This is a genomic window from Sphingomonas sp. Leaf257 (genome assembly GCF_001422185.1).
GTDB lineage: Bacteria > Pseudomonadota > Alphaproteobacteria > Sphingomonadales > Sphingomonadaceae > Sphingomonas > Sphingomonas yabuuchiae.
On sequence record NZ_LMMH01000001.1, the window covers coordinates 99,533 to 116,097 of the forward strand.

General features: G+C 67.8%; 16 protein-coding genes. 6 read left to right on the top strand and 10 right to left on the bottom strand.

From position 1 onward, the window contains the following. Positions 1–125 precede the first annotated feature (125 nt). From ASF14_RS00420 to ASF14_RS00435, 4 genes are all read left to right on the top strand, one after another. Complete coding sequence (locus ASF14_RS00420) at positions 126–1,379, top strand: TolC family protein (protein WP_236696872.1); 1,254 nt, start codon at positions 126–128, stop codon at positions 1,377–1,379. Then, entirely contained in the window at positions 1,376–3,544 is a 2,169-nt protein-coding gene (locus ASF14_RS00425) for a type I secretion system permease/ATPase (RefSeq protein WP_056430008.1), read from the top strand. The genes ASF14_RS00420 and ASF14_RS00425 overlap by 4 nt, the downstream gene beginning before the upstream one ends. Further along, a complete protein-coding gene (locus ASF14_RS00430) occupies positions 3,541–4,728 on the top strand; it encodes an HlyD family efflux transporter periplasmic adaptor subunit (protein ID WP_056430011.1) in 1,188 nt (395 codons plus the stop codon). Before ASF14_RS00425 ends, ASF14_RS00430 begins: the two co-directional genes overlap by 4 nt. A gap of 77 nt (positions 4,729–4,805) precedes the next feature. Then, complete coding sequence (locus ASF14_RS00435; protein WP_056430015.1) at positions 4,806–5,261, top strand: winged helix DNA-binding protein; 456 nt, start codon at positions 4,806–4,808, stop codon at positions 5,259–5,261. A 6-nt stretch (positions 5,262–5,267) separates the two neighbouring features. Here the strand turns inward: ASF14_RS00435 and ASF14_RS00440 are convergent, their stop codons facing one another. Together ASF14_RS00440 and ASF14_RS00445 are read right to left on the bottom strand one after the other, a co-directional pair. Next, a complete protein-coding gene (locus ASF14_RS00440) occupies positions 5,268–6,107 on the bottom strand; it encodes an IclR family transcriptional regulator (protein ID WP_056430018.1) in 840 nt (279 codons plus the stop codon). A gap of 76 nt (positions 6,108–6,183) precedes the next feature. Continuing rightward, complete coding sequence (locus tag ASF14_RS00445) at positions 6,184–7,200, bottom strand: zinc-binding alcohol dehydrogenase family protein (protein ID WP_056430021.1); 1,017 nt, start codon at positions 7,198–7,200, stop codon at positions 6,184–6,186. Between the two features lie 140 nt (positions 7,201–7,340). Between ASF14_RS00445 and ASF14_RS00450 the strand changes: the two genes are divergently transcribed. Next, a complete protein-coding gene (locus ASF14_RS00450) occupies positions 7,341–7,679 on the top strand; it encodes an L-rhamnose mutarotase (protein ID WP_056430023.1) in 339 nt (112 codons plus the stop codon). Then, the gene (locus tag ASF14_RS00455; RefSeq protein ID WP_056430026.1) at positions 7,676–8,800 is read left to right on the top strand and encodes a D-mannonate oxidoreductase; all 1,125 of its coding nucleotides are present in this window, start codon (positions 7,676–7,678) and stop codon (positions 8,798–8,800) included. Before ASF14_RS00450 ends, ASF14_RS00455 begins: the two co-directional genes overlap by 4 nt. Before the next feature lie 187 nt (positions 8,801–8,987). Here the strand turns inward: ASF14_RS00455 and ASF14_RS00460 are convergent, their stop codons facing one another. The 8 genes from ASF14_RS00460 to epsC form a co-directional block, all read right to left on the bottom strand. Next, positions 8,988–10,223 (bottom strand): UxaA family hydrolase, encoded by a 1,236-nt coding sequence (locus tag ASF14_RS00460; RefSeq protein ID WP_236696873.1) that lies wholly within the window; start codon positions 10,221–10,223, stop codon positions 8,988–8,990. Then, positions 10,220–10,519, bottom strand: a complete 300-nt coding sequence (locus tag ASF14_RS00465) for a UxaA family hydrolase (protein ID WP_056430029.1) — start codon at positions 10,517–10,519, stop codon at positions 10,220–10,222. The genes ASF14_RS00460 and ASF14_RS00465 overlap by 4 nt, the downstream gene beginning before the upstream one ends. Then, the gene (locus tag ASF14_RS00470) at positions 10,516–11,544 is read right to left on the bottom strand and encodes an aldo/keto reductase (protein WP_056430032.1); all 1,029 of its coding nucleotides are present in this window, start codon (positions 11,542–11,544) and stop codon (positions 10,516–10,518) included. Before ASF14_RS00470 ends, ASF14_RS00465 begins: the two co-directional genes overlap by 4 nt. Next, positions 11,541–12,428, bottom strand: coding sequence for an amidohydrolase family protein (locus ASF14_RS00475; protein ID WP_056431240.1), 888 nt, complete (start codon positions 12,426–12,428; stop codon positions 11,541–11,543). The genes ASF14_RS00470 and ASF14_RS00475 overlap by 4 nt, the downstream gene beginning before the upstream one ends. Beyond that, on the bottom strand, positions 12,425–13,156 hold the full coding sequence (locus ASF14_RS00480; RefSeq protein WP_056430035.1) for an SDR family oxidoreductase: 732 nt from the start codon (positions 13,154–13,156) through the stop codon (positions 12,425–12,427). Before ASF14_RS00480 ends, ASF14_RS00475 begins: the two co-directional genes overlap by 4 nt. Next, positions 13,153–14,472: an L-fucose:H+ symporter permease gene (gene fucP / locus ASF14_RS00485; RefSeq protein WP_269083233.1), complete on the bottom strand. Its 1,320-nt coding sequence runs from the start codon at positions 14,470–14,472 to the stop codon at positions 13,153–13,155. Before fucP ends, ASF14_RS00480 begins: the two co-directional genes overlap by 4 nt. 177 nt (positions 14,473–14,649) lie before the next feature. Next, positions 14,650–15,390: a gamma-glutamyl-gamma-aminobutyrate hydrolase family protein gene (locus ASF14_RS00490; RefSeq protein ID WP_201780511.1), complete on the bottom strand. Its 741-nt coding sequence runs from the start codon at positions 15,388–15,390 to the stop codon at positions 14,650–14,652. Continuing rightward, entirely contained in the window at positions 15,387–16,343 is a 957-nt protein-coding gene (gene epsC, locus ASF14_RS00495; RefSeq protein WP_156360958.1) for a serine O-acetyltransferase EpsC, read from the bottom strand. The genes ASF14_RS00490 and epsC overlap by 4 nt, the downstream gene beginning before the upstream one ends. Positions 16,344–16,565: the final 222 nt, after the last annotated feature.

The following is a 16,565-nucleotide window of genomic DNA, read 5'->3' on the forward strand; positions in this document are numbered from 1 at the left end:
CCTTTTTGTTTAAATAGTTTAGTCAGCCTCTTTGTCAGGAGAGGTCCAAAATGCGGTCGATGAAGCGAGAGTGGCGAGAACGCTACCAGAAGCGATCGGTACGGTTCGGGAGGGTGATGATCGCCATGAGCGCCATCACGGCAACGGCAGCGGCAGAACCCGCCGTCGTGACGATGGAAAGTGCGATGCACGAGGTCCTGGCCTGGCACCCTTCGGTCGACCAGGCGACGGCGACCATCGAGGCGCGGGCCGAGGATATCGAGGTTGCCCGGGCGGGCTATCTGCCCCGGATCAGCGCGGGCGTCGGCAGCGGCTATGACAACCGGCTGGGCAGTGCCTGGCGGCCCCGTCCGCAAGTCTCCGCCTCGCAGATGGTCTATGATTTCGGCAAGGTCGCGGGCGCGGTCGAGTCCGCGCGCGCAGGCACCCGGATCGGCCGGGCGGACCTGTTGCTGGCGGTCGACGGGCTGATCCGCGACACCGGGTTCGCGCTGGTCGAGGTGCAGCGCAATGCCGCGCTGCGCGGGATCGCGATGGAACAGCTGGGCCGCATCCGCGAGATCAGCGCGCTGGTCGACAGGCGGTTCGGCAAGGGCGCGACGACCCGTTCCGACGCGCTTCAGGCCCAGTCGCGCGTCGCCGCCGCCGAGGCCACGCTGACCCGGATCGAGGCGGAGCAACGGCGCTGGACCACCAGCCTGGCCTTTCTGCTCGGCCGCGAAACGTCGCCTGCGGTCGATCCGGCGGTGCCCGACTGGCTGATGGCCAGCTGCACCCGCGCCGCCACCGTCGAATGGGCCGATATCCCCGCGATCATGCGCGCGCGGGCGCAATATGAACAGGCCAGCGCGGAGAGTCGGCGCGTTCATGCCGCCCGCCTGCCCACCATCGCGCTGGCGGGCGATGCGGCGACCGATGTCGCCTCCCCCTTTTCCGACCGCAGCCTTTACAATTTCGGGCTGAACGTCAGCAGCGACGTGTTCGGCGGCAATGCCGTGCGCGCCCGCGCGCGCAGCGCCGATTACGGCGTCCGCGCCGCCCAGGCCGCCGAACAGGCCGCACGCAACGAGGTGGGACAGGCGCTGGCCGCCACGCAGCAGCAGATCGCCGGGCTGTCGCAGCTGCTCGGCACGCTGGCCGAGCGACAGGACAATATGGTCGAGACCGGCAAGCTCTATCGCCTGCAATATCTCGACATGGGCACCCGCACGCTGGTCGACCTGCTCAACGCCGAACAGGAATTGCAGCAGGCGCGCTTCGATGCGGTCAACACCACCCACGACTTGCGGCGGCTGGCGATCGAATGCCTCTATTATTCGGGCCGGGCGCGTGACGATTTCGGGCTGACCGGCACCTCGATCCGGGGCGTGACGCTGTGAGCGGCCCGACCCAGACCCAGACCCAGCCCCAGACCGATCCGCTCGCCTGGATCGACATGATGGGCCAGGTCGCACGTCATTACCGCATGCCCTTTGCCGAGCAGCGCGCGCGGCTGACGACGCTGTGGCAGGGCGGCGGCGATGAAGAGGCGCGGGTCCGTGCATTGGCGCGGGCAAGCGGCCTGTCGGTCCGCTTCGTGGTGCCGGGCGCGATGCGGCTGACCAGTTGGCGGCTGCCGGTCATCGCATGGCTGAATGACGGCGAGTTGGCGCTGATCACCGGCATCGACGCCGATGGCCAGGCGGTCTTCTCGGTTGCAGGCGAGGAAGGGCAAAGCGCGCAGCGCCCGCTGTCCACCCTGGTCGAACAGACGCGAATGTTCGTAGTCCCCCGCCCCGCCCGCTCGGCCAAGGATGTTCGGGTGGACAGCTATATCCGCCCCTTCGAGGAGCATTGGCTTCGCCGCCTGCTGCTTCAGGACATGAAGGGCTATGGCCATGTCGCCATCGCCTCGGTCGTGACCAACTGTCTGGGGCTGGCGGGGGTACTCTTCTCGATGCAGGTCTATGACCGCGTCGTCCCTGCCCAGTCGATGCCGACGCTCTACATCCTGTTCATCGGCGTCATTCTGGCGACGGGGTTCGACTTCGTGTTGCGGCGGCTGCGCGTCGGGATCACTGACATATTGGGCAAGCGCGCCGACCTGCGTCTGTCGGACGTGGTGTTCGGCCATGCCCTGCGCGTGCGCAACCGGGCGCGGCCGACCTCGACGGGCACCTTCATCGCGCAGCTCCGCGATCTGGATCAGGTGCGCGACATGCTCACCTCCACCACCGTCGCGGCGGTGGCGGACCTGCCCTTCTTTTTCCTGTTCCTGGTCATCCTGGCCTTTATCGGCGGCTCGCTGGCGCTGGTGCCGGTGGTGGCGCTGATTGCACTGCTTCTGCCCAGCCTGCTCGCCCAGCGCCGCCTGCGCGCCTATGCGACCGAGTCGATGCGCGAGACCTCCCTGCGCAACGCCCTGCTGATTGAATCGGTGCAGGGGATAGAGGACATCAAGACCCTTCAGGCCGAGGAGCGTTTCCAGCGCCAGTGGAACCATTGCAATGCGGTGGCGGGCGAAGCGCAGTTGCGGCTTCGCGGCCTGACCGCCAGCCTGTCGACCTGGGCGCAGAGCGTGCAGAATGCGGTCTATGCCACCGTCATCTTCGTCGGCGCGCCGATGGTGATCGCAGGCGACATCACGATCGGCGCACTGGTCGCCACCTCGATGCTGGCCAGCCGGATGATGGCACCGATGGGGCAGGTGTCGCATCTGCTCGGCCGCTATCAACATGCCAAGGTCGCGGCGAACAGCCTGGACCAGATCATGGGCCTGCCGGTCGACAATCCGGATGCCGAGCATCGCATTCCCCTGCCCTCGGCCGACGGACGCTTTTCCTTACGCGGCGCGGTGTTCACCTATGCCGACCCCAATGCCCCGCCCGCGCTGACCGTGCCCAAGCTGGAGATCGCGAGCGGCGAGAAGATCGCGCTGCTCGGCCGCAACGGCGCAGGCAAGTCGACGCTGTTGCAGGGGCTGTCGGGCATGTTGCAGCCGGTGTCGGGCGAGATATTGCTCGACGACCTGGCGCTGCACCAGATCGACCCCGCCGATGTCCGTCGCGACGTCGCGCTGCTGACCCAGAATAGCCGCTTGTTCCACGGCACGCTGCGCGAGAACCTGACCATGGGCGCGGTGACGGCGAGCAACGAGACGATCCTCGCCGCGCTCGACATGGTGGGGGCGATCGACTTCATCCGGCGGCTGCGCGACGGGCTGGAGCATGTCGTCCTCGAAGGCGGCCTCGGCCTGTCGGGCGGCCAGCAACAGGCGCTGCTGCTCGCGCGGCTGCTGATCCGCCAGCCGCAGGTCATGCTGCTCGACGAACCCACCGCCGCGATGGACGAGGCCGCCGAACGCCTGTTCATCGATCGCTTCCGCAGCTGGGGACAGGGCCGCACCGTTGTCGTCGCGACGCACCGGATGCGCGTGCTCGAACTGGTCGACCGGATCATCGTCATCGATCAGGGCCAGATATTGCTCGACCAGCCCAAGGCCGCCGCGCTCGCGACGATGCAGGGGGCGGCCCGGAGTCAGACTGGCCGGAGTCAGGCGGCATGACCGCGCTCACCCATCCCGCCGACCTGCCCTTCGCCGATGAGGGCGCAGCCCCGCTGCTCGCGGCCAAGCGGATGAACTGGGCGCTCGCCGCATTGTTCGTCGTCCTGCTGGTCTGGGCCTGGTTCGCCAAGCTCGACGAGGTGGCGACCGGCACCGGTCGCGTCGTGCCGACCAGCCGCGAACAGGTGCTGCAATCGCTGGAGGGCGGCATCCTCGCCAAGATGCTCGTTCGCCAGGACGATATCGTGAAGCCCGGCCAGATCCTCGCCCAGCTCGACCCGACCCAGGCCGGATCGACCGTCGAGGAAAGCGCCGCCAAATATCGCGCCGCGCTGGCCGCCCAGGCGCGGTTGCAGGCCGAGGTGAACGGCACCCCCCTGACCTTCTCGCGCGAGCTGGACGCCTTCCCCGGGCTCAAGGCCGAGCAGCAGCGGCTCTATGACGCGCGCCGCCGCAGCCTTGCCAGCTCCATCGGGCTGATCGACGAGTCGCTCGCGCTGATCGGGCGCGAGGTCGGCATCGGCGAGTCACTGATCGAGGTCGGTGCCGCCAGCAATGTCGAGGTGCTGCGCCTGAAGCGCCAGCGCGCCGACCTGGACCTGAAGAAGTCCGACCTGCGCTCGCAATATATCGTCGAGGCGCGGCAGGACCTGGCCAAGGTCAGCGAGGAGGTGGAGGCGCTCGCCCCGGTCGTGCGCGGCCGCTCCGACACGCTGCAACGCCTGACCCTGCGCTCGCCGGTGCGCGGCGTGGTCAAGAATATCGAGGTGTCGACCATCGGCGGCGTCGTCCCCCCGAACGGCAAGATCATGGAGATCGTGCCGCTCGACGAACGCCTGCTGGTCGAGGCGCGCATCCAGCCGCGCGATATCGCCTTCATCCGCCCCGGCCAGCGCGCCAGCGTCAAGATCACCGCCTATGACTATGCGATCTATGGCGGGCTGGAGGGCAAGGTCAGCAGCATCTCGCCCGACACGATCCGCGACGAGGTGAACCCGGACGTCTATTATTACCGCGTCTTCGTGCGCACGACCGCAGACTCGCTGGTCAACAAGGCGGGCAAGCGCTTTCCGATCGTGCCCGGCATGATCGCCACCGCCGACATCCACACCGGCAGCAAGACCGTGCTGCAATATCTCCTCAAGCCGCTCAACCGCGCCCGCGAAGGATTGCGCGAACGATGACCGGCCAGCCCCGCTCCTCCCATCCGCCGCCATGCCATGGACATGACCGTCCATTGCCCTCAGCCAAGGATCACCTCATGCCCAAGGATCTTGCCGCTTTCTATCATCCCCCGGCCCATCGCGGAATCCGGCCGCCCGCGATGCGGGAAGTCACCGCCCCCAGCCTGCTCGATCTGGCCCGCCAGACGCAGTTGATGCGCGCCTCGACCGCGCAATTCTTTCCCCGCGACGTGTTCCGCGATTCCGCCTGGGACATGATGCTGGAGCTGTTCATCGCCGACCAGCAGAACCGGCCGATCTGCGTCAAGGAACTGATCCTGGTTTCGGGCGAAAGCGCCACCAGCGCGCTGCGCCGGATCGATCGGCTGGAGGGGGCGGAACTGCTGCGGCGGCGCACCGACCCGGCGGATCACCGGCGGCTGGCCGTCACCCTGACCGATCGGGGCATCAACGCGATGACGGCGATGTTGCAGCACCTGTATCTGACGATGGGCAACGGGACGAACCGGGGCGCGGAAACACGCCCCGACTGACCGGCCCTATCCGTGCGATGCGGGCAGCCCGTTGCCCGCATCGTCCCCACGATAGCCGAGCGCCTGCGAGATGCGGGCGGTGGTTTCGACCAGGATCTGCGTCGCCTCCGGGATGGAGCATTGCTGCGATCCGTCGATCGTCTCCAGAAAGGGGATGGTCAGCGCCGCCATGCAGTCGCCGCCGAAACCGAAGACCGGGGCGCTGATATCCGTCACGCCGCGCGTGATCGGGCTTTCGCGCAGGCCATGCCCCTGAATGCGCACCCGCTCCAGTTCCTCGGCCAAGGGCGCACGGTCGATGACACGGCCCTGCGCCGCCTCCGCCCGGTCGAGGATGCGGCCCAGTTGTGCCGGCGCGGCAAAGGCGAGCAGCACCTTGCCCGAACAGCTCGCCACGATATCGATCGACGCGCCCATACGCAGCGCGAAGCCGCGCGTGCCGGGATTTTCCTCGCGCGCGATGACCAGCCCCGCCCCACCCTCGATCACCACCAGATGACAGGACTGGCCGACACGCAGCGCTAGCGACTGCATCTCGGGCAGTGCGGCGGCAGTCAGTTGCCGGGCAGGCGTGGCGCGGTACGCGATGTCGAGGAATTTGTAGGTGACGCGGTAACGATCGTCGATCGGCGACTTTTCGAGGTAGCGCGCCTCCTCCATCACCACGACGATGCGGAACAGTTCGCCCAGCGAACGCCCCAGCGCCGTCGCCATCTCGCTGACCAGCATCCCACCCGGATGGTTGGCCAGCAATTCGATGATCAGGAACGCCTTGTCCAGCGCGGGTGCGGCATAGCTGCCCTTGCGCGTCCGTCCTTCGCTGGTCCTGACCCCGTCGCCCGTCATATCGTCCCTCACCCATCGACGATTAGGGCGATGGACCGCCACGGGCAAGCGATGTTGCCCGGAGCCGCCCGTCCGCTCAAGCGATGGTGATGATCGCCTTCAACACCGAATCCGCCTCGTCGATCAGTTCGGGCAGGCGCGTCGGCGCGTCGTCCAGCGTCAGCGTATGGGTACGGATCGCGTCGGTCGGCACCGCGCCGCTGCGGATGCTGGCGATGACATGGTCGAAATCCACCGACAGCGCATTGCGGCTGGCGATCAGCGTCGTCTCGCGCTTGTGGAATTCGGGATCGGGGAAGACCAGATCGTCCTTGCACACGCCCACCAGCGTATAGCTGCCGCCATGCGCGACCCAGTTCAGCCCGGCGCGCATCGCGTGGATGTTGCCGGTGGCGTCGAACACATGGTCGAACATCTCGCCCGAGGTCATCTCGGACAGCGTCGCGCCCAGCGCATCGTCGGCGACCACGCCCTCCACAAAGCCCAGATAGTCGCGCGCATAGGCCAGGCGCGGCGCGCGCGTGTCGGCCAGCACGATCCGGCCCGCGCCCGCGATCCGCGCGAACAAGGCCGCCGCCACGCCGATCGGCCCCGCCCCGATCACCGCAACGCTCTCCCCTTCGGTAACGCCGGCTCGGCGTACCGCATGGGCGCCGATCGCCAGAAACTCGACCATCGCCGCCTGGTCGAGCGACAGGCCGACCGCATCGATCACCGCGCTTTCGGGCACCGCCAACAGCTCGCACATGCCGCCATCGCCGTGCACGCCCAGCACGCTGATCCGGGCGCAGCAATTGGGCTTGCCCCGGCGGCAGGCGCGGCAGGTGCCGCATGCGATATAGGGGTTCACGGTCACCACCTGTCCGACCGTGAAGGCCGAACCCTTTGGAACCTCGGCAATCTCCCCGGCCAGCTCATGCCCGATCAACCGGGGATATTCCAGGAACGGATGCTTGCCGCCATAGATATGGTAGTCGGTACCGCAGATCCCGGCCCGGCGCATCCTGATCAGGACCTCGCCCTCTCCCCGCACCGGCACGGGTCGATCCTCGACGCGGATGTCATGCGGCTGGACACAGACCAGTGCCTTCATTGCGACCCTCTCCAGATTCCCATATGCGATTTCACTCTCACATATGCCATTGATGGCTGGGGATGGGAACGCTAAAACACCCTCCGGCGGATGGGACGCGAAGAATGGGTCCTGCCGCCTTTTAAGAGAGGAGGCCCCACTTGGCCCGACGCCTGTGTTTTGCCCTGGATCTGGTCGCCGACGCCGATCTGATCGCCGAATATGAAAAGGCCCATGCCCCCGGCGCGGCCTGGCCCGAAGTGACCCAGGCGATCCGGGCCAAAGGCTTCCTGTCGATGGAAATCTGGCGCACCGGCGACCGGCTGTTCATGATCGCGGAGGTGGCCGACGACTTTCCGCGTGCCATTCCGGTCGAGCTGGCGGCGGTCGACGCCCGGTGGGAAGCGACGATGGACCGTTTCCAGAAGGTCCTGCCCCATGCCGCGCCGGGCGAGAAATGGGTGGGCATGGACCGCATCTTCTCGCTGGACGCGCAATGAGCGAAGCGGCGGTCATCCTGCAATTCGGCACCAGCCGCTTCCTGCAAGCCCATGTCGACCTGTTCGCCGAGGAAGCCCGCGCGGCCGGACAGGCGGTGCCGCCGATCGTCATCGTCCAGACCACCCGCGATGCCGAACGGGCGCGGCGGCTGGCCGGTTTCGCCGACCCGGCGGGCTTTCCCGTCATCCTTCGTGGCCTGCGCGACGGCGCGCGCCATGAGCGGACCATCCAGGTGCGCAGCGTGCGCGAAGGACTGAGCGCGGCGGGCGACTGGGACCGACTGGTCGAACTGGCGGTCGGGGCGGCAACGCATATCGTCTCCAACACCGGCGACAGCGGCTATGCCATCCCCGACGAGGACCAGACCGCGCCCTCCCATGGTCAGGTGCCGAAAAGCTTTTGCGGGATGCTGACCGAATTGCTGCACCGGCGCTGGCAGGCGGGGGGCGCGGGCGTCACGCTGCTGCCCTGCGAACTGGTGGTGCGCAACGGCGACGTGCTTCGGGCCGCGATCCGGGGGCTTGCGCGGGATCAGGGGCGCGAGGCGGCGTTCCTCGACTGGCTGGAGCGCGAATGCGTCTGGGCCAACACCCTGGTCGACCGCATCGTCAGCGAGCCGCTCCATCCGGCCGGTGCCGTCGCCGAGCCCTATGCGCTCTGGGCGATCGAGCGCCAGACACCATTGGCCCTGCCCTTCACCCATCCAGACATCGTGCTGACCGACGATCTGGACCGGTATGAGCGGCTGAAGCTGCACATCCTCAATCTCGGCCATAGCTGGCTGGCGGCGCGATCGCATGACGGCGGCGGCGCGGCGGACCTGACGGTCCGCGAGGCGCTGGCGGATGCGGACACCCGCGCGGCGCTGGAACGGGTGATGGCGCAGGAAGTGCTGCCGGGCTTTGCCACGCACGGCATGGCGGAGGAGGCGCGGGCCTATGGCGCCACGACGCTGGAACGCTTCGCCAATCCGTTCCTCGACCATCGGCTGTCGGACATCTTCCAGGGGCACGCGGCCAAGATCGACAAACGGGTCGGTGGGTTCGTCCGCTGGGTCGATGGTTCGGGCCAGACGGTGGAGATGCCGGAGCTGCGTGCACTGGCCGGACAGCAGCGCTGAACCTTCCCCGCTTCCGTTCAGCCTGAGCGAAGTTGAAGGCTATAGTAAGATGACGTTGCCCTGGATCAATGCGAGCCCCTCCCCTTCAGGGGAGGGGTTGGGGTGGGGCCTGTCCACCAGCGTCGCATTTGCGGCGACGCCCTACCCCCGGCCCCTCCCCTGAAGGGGAGGGGAGATTCAGTCCTCCTTACGCCGCGTTGGGCAGACAGCCCGGCCCCTTCGCCCCCGCCGCCTTGTAGGTCAGCACGAATTCCTGATGCCCCAGCGCTTCCGACTTAGTCTGCGCGCCGCCCGACACCGCGACGATCAGGTCGACGATCTCCGCCCCCACCTCGTCCAGCGTCGCGTCGCCGTACAGGATGCGCCCGGCATTCACGTCCATATCGCCTTCCATCCGGGCATACATTTCCGGATTGGCCGCGACCTTGATCACCGGCGAGATGGACGATCCGACTACCGAGCCGCGCCCGGTCACGAACAGGTTGATATGCGCGCCGCACGCGATCAGTTCGCCGATCTCGGCATTGTCGACGATGTTGGGGAAGCCGAACTTCGGGTCGCCCGCGGGCACCACGTCGAGCAGGTACAACCCCGGCCCCGGCGCCTGTTCGGCGGGCAGGATGACGCCGGTGATCGGACGGCTGCCCGACTTGGCATAGGCGCCCGCCGACTTTTCCTCCTGGCTCGACAGGCCGCCCTCGGCATTGCCCGGCGCGAAGCTGCCATAGCCCATGGCGCGGTAATAACGCTCGGCCTGCGCGACCGAGGCGATCAGGTCCTGCGCGACCTCGGGCGTCGCGGCGCGCTCGGCCATATGGCCCTCGCACCCGATCATCTCGCCGGTTTCCTCGAAGATGCATATCGCACCCGCGTCATAGAGCGTGTCGAAGGCGCGGCCGACCGCCGGGTTGCCGGTGATGCCGCTGGTCCCGTCCGACCCGCCGCAGATGGTGCCGATCACCAGCTCCGACAGGGTCATCGGCACGCGCACTCCTTGCGCATCCGCCGCCGCGCGGACGCGCTCGACGGCGGCGATCCCCGCCTCCATCGCACCGCGTGTGCCGCCCGACTGCTGGATGACGATCGTCTCGACCGGGCGGCCCTGCTCGCGCGCGTTGGCGGCCAGCGCCTCGCGGTTGAAGCTTTCGCAGCCCAGCGACAACAGGACGACGCCGCCGACATTGGGATGCGTGGTCAGCGCCTTCATCATCGCCAGCGCATAGTCATTGGGATAGCAGCCGGGAAAGCCGATCAGCTGCACGCGGGGATCGTCCATCCTGTCGACGATCCGCCGCGCGACGTGATGCGCGCACTCGACGAGGTAGACGACGACGATGGCATCGCGAATGCCCTTGCGCCCGTCGGGGCGCGCCCAGGCCTGCCAGCTCCGTTCGGTCAGGCCCGTATTCATGCCCAAGGTCATGCATGGTCTCCATGCGCGTCGCGCAGATGCGCGGGGATATAGTCGCTTTGCATATTGTGCATATGGACCCAGCCTCCGGCAGGCGCGTCATGCGTCATCGATCCGATCGGCATGCCATATTTGATGACCTTGTCGCCGGTTGCCAGCGGCACGACCGCCAGCTTGTGGCCCAGCGCGACGCGTTCGGTCACGGTCAGCGCATGGCCGTCGACGAGGATCTGCTCGCCCGGCTCGACCGTGCGGCAGCAGACGGCGACATTGTCGGTCGGCGTCAGCCGGATGGCGGCGACGCTCATGCGCGCTCACCCGGCAGGGGCGCGTCGGGGCGGATCAGCCCTTGGCCACGCAGGTCCGTCCAGAAGGCGGACGGGATGGGTTCGGCGTAGAGGCGCATCGTGTCGGATACCTGTTGCGGATCGGCGATACCGGGAATGACGCTGGCGACCAGTGGATGGGCCAGCACGAAGGCAAGCGCGGCGGCGGGCAGCGAGACCTGGTGGCACGCGGCCACCGCCTCCAGCGCGCGGACCTTGGCGAGGACGGTTTCGGGCGCGGGCGCGTAATTGTAACGCCCGGCCGCCGCACTGCCGGTCGCCAGGATGCCGCTATTATACGGGCCGCCGACCACGATCGACGTACCCGCCGCCTCGCACGTCGGAAACAGCGCATCGAGCGCGCCCTGTTCCAGCAGCGTGTAGCGCCCGGCGAGCAGGATCACGTCGAACCGCGCCGCCTGCATCAGGTCCAGGCAGACCTCGACCTCGTTCACGCCCAGCCCGAAGCCGGAGATCGCGCCCTGATCGCGCAAGCTCTCCAGCGCCCGGATGCCCCCGCCCCCGATCAGCTGCTCGCGATATTGTGCATCCGCCTCGCCATGCGTGACCCGGCCGATGTCATGGACGAACAGCATATCGACCCGCGCCAGGCCCAGCCGTTGCAGGCTGTGCTCATGGCTGCGCAAGATGCCGTCATAGCTATAGTCGTAGCGGGCACGAAACGGCATGGCGGTGTGAAAGCCGTCACGCTCGCGGTCGTCGGTGATGCTGGCATCCGGGTCCATCAACCGCCCGACCTTGGTCGAGACGATCACGTCGCCCCGCCCGCGCAAGCCATCGCCCAGCCGCCGCTCGCTCAACCCCCGGCCATAATGCGGCGCGGTGTCGAAATAGCGGAAACCCGCCGACAGCGCGGCGTCCAGCGTCGCGGCGGCGCTGGCATCGTCGATCGCGGTATAGAGATTGCCCATCGCCGCCGCGCCGAAGCCCAGCTCGGGCAATAGGCAGTCGGTCCGGCCCATCTTTCGACGGGGAATATCGGTCATAGCTTCAGGCCCAGTCGGTAGATCCGGTCGGCGTTGCGTCCCCACAGGTCGCGCCGCTCGTCATCGGAAAAGCCGGTCAGCAACGCCTCGTAAGCGCCGAGCGTATGGTCGAGATCGGCGGCGAGCCGGTCGGTCGGAAAGTTGGTCGCGACCATCACCCGGTCAGTGCCGAAGCGATCGATCACCTCGGCCACGATATCGGCGAAACCGGCGGGATCGAAGCGCGGCCCGACAAAACCCGCCCCGGACAGCTTGATCGCGGCATGCGGCATGGCGGCAAAGGCGATCAACCCGGCGCGCCATTCCTCCAACCCGTCCGCCGGGATGGGCAAGGCGAGATGGTTGAGGATGACCGGCACCTCGGGATGCTGCGCCGCCACTTCGGCCAGTCCGGACAGCTGTGCGGGAAAGCCATGGAAATCATAGCTCAGCCCATAACGACCGAGCAGCGCATAGCCCGCGCGCCAGCGTGGATCGCGGGTCAGATCACGCTCATAGGCGCGGCGCGCGGGGTCGGTCGGATGCCAGTTGATGAGGTGGCGGATGCCCTTCACCCGTGGCTGCGCCGCCTGCCACACCAGTTGCGCCTCGACCGCCGGATGGTCGAGTTCGACCCGCGCGACGATCGCGCTGGGCAGGCCGTCCTCATCCGCAACCTTATTCAGCCAGACCGTTTCGTCCGCACCCTGATCGGGATGCGCGCCCGCATCGACATGCACCGCGCCCGCCAGATTCCATGACGCCAGTTCCGCCCGGTAATCGGCGATGCGATAGCTTGCGGCGATCGGCGCCGTCTCGGGCGCATCCAGCCATGGATAGCGCAGCACCGCGTGATCCCACAGATGGAAATGCGCGTCGACGAAAGGCGGGCGCGCGTGCGTCACGCCATCGTCCATCCGCCGTCGATGGCGTGCATCTGGCCGGTGGTATAGGCACTCTCGTCCGAGGCGAGATAGAGCGCGAGTGCGGCGACCTCCTCGGCGCGGCCCAGCCGCCCCATGGGCTGGCGCGCGACAAAGGCGGCGCGGGCCGCCTCCGCATCGCCGGTCGCGGCCAGACGTTCGTCGAGGCTGGGCGACTGGACGGTGCCGGGACAGATCGCGTTACAGCGAATGCCCTTGCCGACATAGTCGAGCGCGACCGACCGGGTGATCCCCGCAACCGCCCCCTTGGAGGCGCAATAGGCATAGCGATTGGGCACGCCGATCAGCGCCCCCGCGACCGAGGCCATGTTGACGATCGAGCCGCCGCCTTGCGCGATCATCGCGGGCACGAACGCCTGGAGCATATGGGTGATCGCATGGACGTTCAGGTCGAAGGACAGGCGATATCCCCCGTCCTGCGTGGCCAGCAGATCGCCCGCATCGACATAGCCCGCGCAGTTGAACAGCACATCGACCGCCCCCGTCCGCTCGCCGAACGCCGCGATCGCCGCCGGGTCGGTCAGGTCCAGTATCTCGGTCGTGCAGCCCAGAAGGCTGGCCAGCGCGTCGGCATTGCGATCGACCGCGATCACTTGCGCGCCCTCGGCGGCGAACAGCTCGGCGGCGGCGCGGCCGATGCCCTGTCCGGCGCCCGTCACGATCGCCCGCTTACCCTGCAGACGGTTCATTCCTTCATCTCCTTCCGGCGGCCCAGCATCAGGGCGAAGAGTGTCACGACCACAAAGCTGACGGTCGGGACCAGCATGGCGCTGGTAATGCCGGCATGGTCGGACACCAAGCCCATCAGCGCGGTCAGCCCCGCGCCGCCGATGATCGCCATCACGATCAGCGACGCCCCCGCCCGGCGCAGCGGCCCCAGCCCCTCGATCCCGAGCGCGAAGATCGTCGGGAACTGGATCGACATGAAGAAGCTCGCCGCGACCAGCGCGATCAGCCCCGGCCAGCCGCCCAGCACGGCCGCCACGGCGGTCAGCAGCACCGACAGCCCTGCGAACAGCGCCAGCAGCTTCACCGGCGCGGCGCGACCCATGAGCGCACTGCCCAGGAAACGCCCGGCGGCGAACAGCACCAGCGAGACGAACAGCGCATCCGCGCCGCCCCGCTCGTTCAGGCCGACATTGGCCTGCGCATAACGGATGGTATAGCTCCACACGCCGACCTGCGCACCGACATAGAAGAACTGCGCGACGACCGCGCCCATCAGGCGCGGCTGGCGGAACACGTCCACGAAGCGACCGCTGCGCCCTTCCTCCGCACGCACCGGCGTGCCGCTGGGGAAGCGGACCAAGGCGGCCGCCACGGCGAACAGCAGGACGACGATCGCGATCGCGACATAGGGCGGCGCGATGGCCTGCACCTCGGCCTTGTAGAAGGCGGTGCGCGCGGCAGCGTCCATCGTGGCGAGCGCCCGCTCGTCATGTTCGATGCCCGACAGGATGAAGAAGCGGCCGATCAGGATGCCGGTGATCGCGCCCAGCGGATTGGCCGCCTGCGCCCAGTTAAGCCGCCGGGTCGCCCCCGCCGGATCGCCCAGATCGCCCATCAGCGGATTGGCGGATGTTTCCAGGAAGGCGAGGCCCGCCGCGATCACGAACAGGCCGAGCAGGAACAGCTGGTACAGGCTGGCCGCCGCCGCCGGATAGAAGAGCAGCGCGCCGGTGCCGTAGAGCGTCAGCCCCAGCACGATCGCCGCCTTATAGCCATAACGGCGCATCACCATCGAGGCGGGCACCGCGAGCAGGAAATAGCCGAGATAGAAGACCTGCTGGACAAAGCTCGTCCCGAAATCGCTGAGCGTGAAGGCCTTGCGGAATTGCGCGATCAGGATGTCGTTCAGGTTGTTCGCCATCCCCCACAGGAAGAACAGGCTGACCGTGATGATGAGCGCAGGGAGATAGCCGCGCGCGACCGTATCGCCATGGCCTGCGGCGTCACCGCCCCGCCCTGTCATGGCCATGGGGGGTAGATCGACAGGCAGCGCCATCAGCCATGTCCTCGCTTATGCCGTCCCGTGCCGACTGTCGCCATCACGACTCCTTCTCCATGAAAGTCTTATTTTATGAGCGCAAATGTACGGCGAGCGAAGCGCCGAAGGCAAGCGCTATCGGACGGCGCGAACCGTCCGTGCGACAATCGATGGAGGGCCGGGAAAAAGTGGCGGTCAGGCGTGGCCGCGCACCGACTCGCCCAGCATGGTGAAGAAGCCGCGCGCCACGCCGCAGGTGGCGATGTCCCATTCCGGATGCCACTGCACCGCCAGTACGTCCGCGCCGCAGCCGGGTGCGCGGAACGCCTCGATCAATCCGTCCTCGGCATCGCGCGCCTCGACCACCAGGCCATAGCCCAGCCGGTCGACGCCCTGCTGGTGCACCGAGTTGACCTCGACCCGGCGATGCCCGCTGCGCCCGGCCAGCGCGCCGCCAGGCATCAGGTCGACCGGATGATGATGGCCGAACAGCGTGTCGTAATCGCCTTCCCACGATCCGCGATGATGACGCGGCAGGCCGCCCAGGCAGGTCAGCGAGCCGCCGAACAGCACGTTGATCTCCTGCATCCCCCGGCAGATGCCGAACACCGTCTTGCCGCGCTCGATCATCCGCCCGGCCAGCGCCAGCGCAACCGAGTCCCGCTGCGGGTCGCAGGCTTGCGGCGCCAGTTGGGCGCAGTCGCCATATTGCGCAGGGGCGACATGCGAGCGCCCGCCGGTCAGCAGCAGCCCGTCGAGCATGTCCGCCATCAATGCGGTGTCGACCGCTTCGGGCACGGCGGGGACGATCAGGACGCTCGCGCCGCACAGCTGGACCAGCGGTTCGATGAAGCGCGTCGCAACCGCCTGGATCGGGCGGTTCGCAACCTCGTTGCCGCACATCAGGCCGATGACCGGTTTGCGTCCCTGCTTCATGCCGTCCCCTCCAATTCCTGCCGCAGCGCCCGTGCGTCCGCGCGCGGCAGGGCCAGCGCCTCGGGCTGGACGAGCACGCTGTCCGGCTCGACATCGGTTAACAGCCAGACATTGCCCCCGATCACCGAGCGCGCCCCGATCGTCACCCGCCCCAATATCGTCGCGCCCGCATAGATGATGACATCGTCCTCGACGATGGGATGGCGCGAGAAGCGGTCGCGCGGCGAACGCGGCGCGGTACCCAGCGCCGAACGCGCGCCCAGCGTCACATGCTGATAGACCCGCACCCGCTCGCCGATGATCGCGGTCTCGCCGACGACGACGCCGGTGCCATGGTCGATGAAGAAATGCCGCCCGATGGTCGCGCCCGGATGGATGTCGATGCCGGTCCGCTCATTGGCGAGTTCGGAGATCATCCGTGCCACGATCGGCGCGCCCAGTTCGTTCAGCTCATGCGCGATACGGTGATGCAGGCTGGCGATGGCGCCGGGATAGCAGAGCAGGATCTCGTCGACGCTGCGCGCGGCGGGATCGGCCAGGAACGCCGCCTCGACATCGCTGTCGATCAGTTCGCGCACCTGCGGCAGCGTCGCGCCGAACAGCCGCGACACCAGCGCCGCCTGTTCTGGCGGAAAGGCCGCGTCGACATCCTTCTGCCAATAGGCCAGCTCGGCGCCGATCTCGCGTTCCAGCGCGGTCAGCGCGGCGAGCAGTTTGGCCGCGACAAAGCGATCCTCCTCCTGCGCCGCCCCCCGGAAATGACCCAGGCGGCGCGGATAGAGCGCGGCGGCGACCAGCGCGACGACATCCTCGACCCCGCTGCGCGACGGAAAACGCTCGACATCGCGGCCCGCATCCTGCCGCACCCGCCAGCCATGCCGGGCGGTGCGCAAGCCCGATACGATGCCGTCAATGCCCGTCGGGGCATGACCCTGCACGGGGGTGTCCGTCATCAGCCGTCCGGTCGTCATATGCGATCCTCCGACTTCCATCATATCCCATTTGTGGAGTGGGATATAACAGATTTGCTACGGTCCCATAAAGCGCCAGCTTTGCTTAACGTCAGGTTGCGCGCGGGCGGAGGCCGGTCCATGGTCCGCCCGCCACCATGGCTTGGCCCGGCGGGAGGGAGCCTGCGGGGCCGATCATTTCCCGGCCCATCCCCCGGCCCTTCT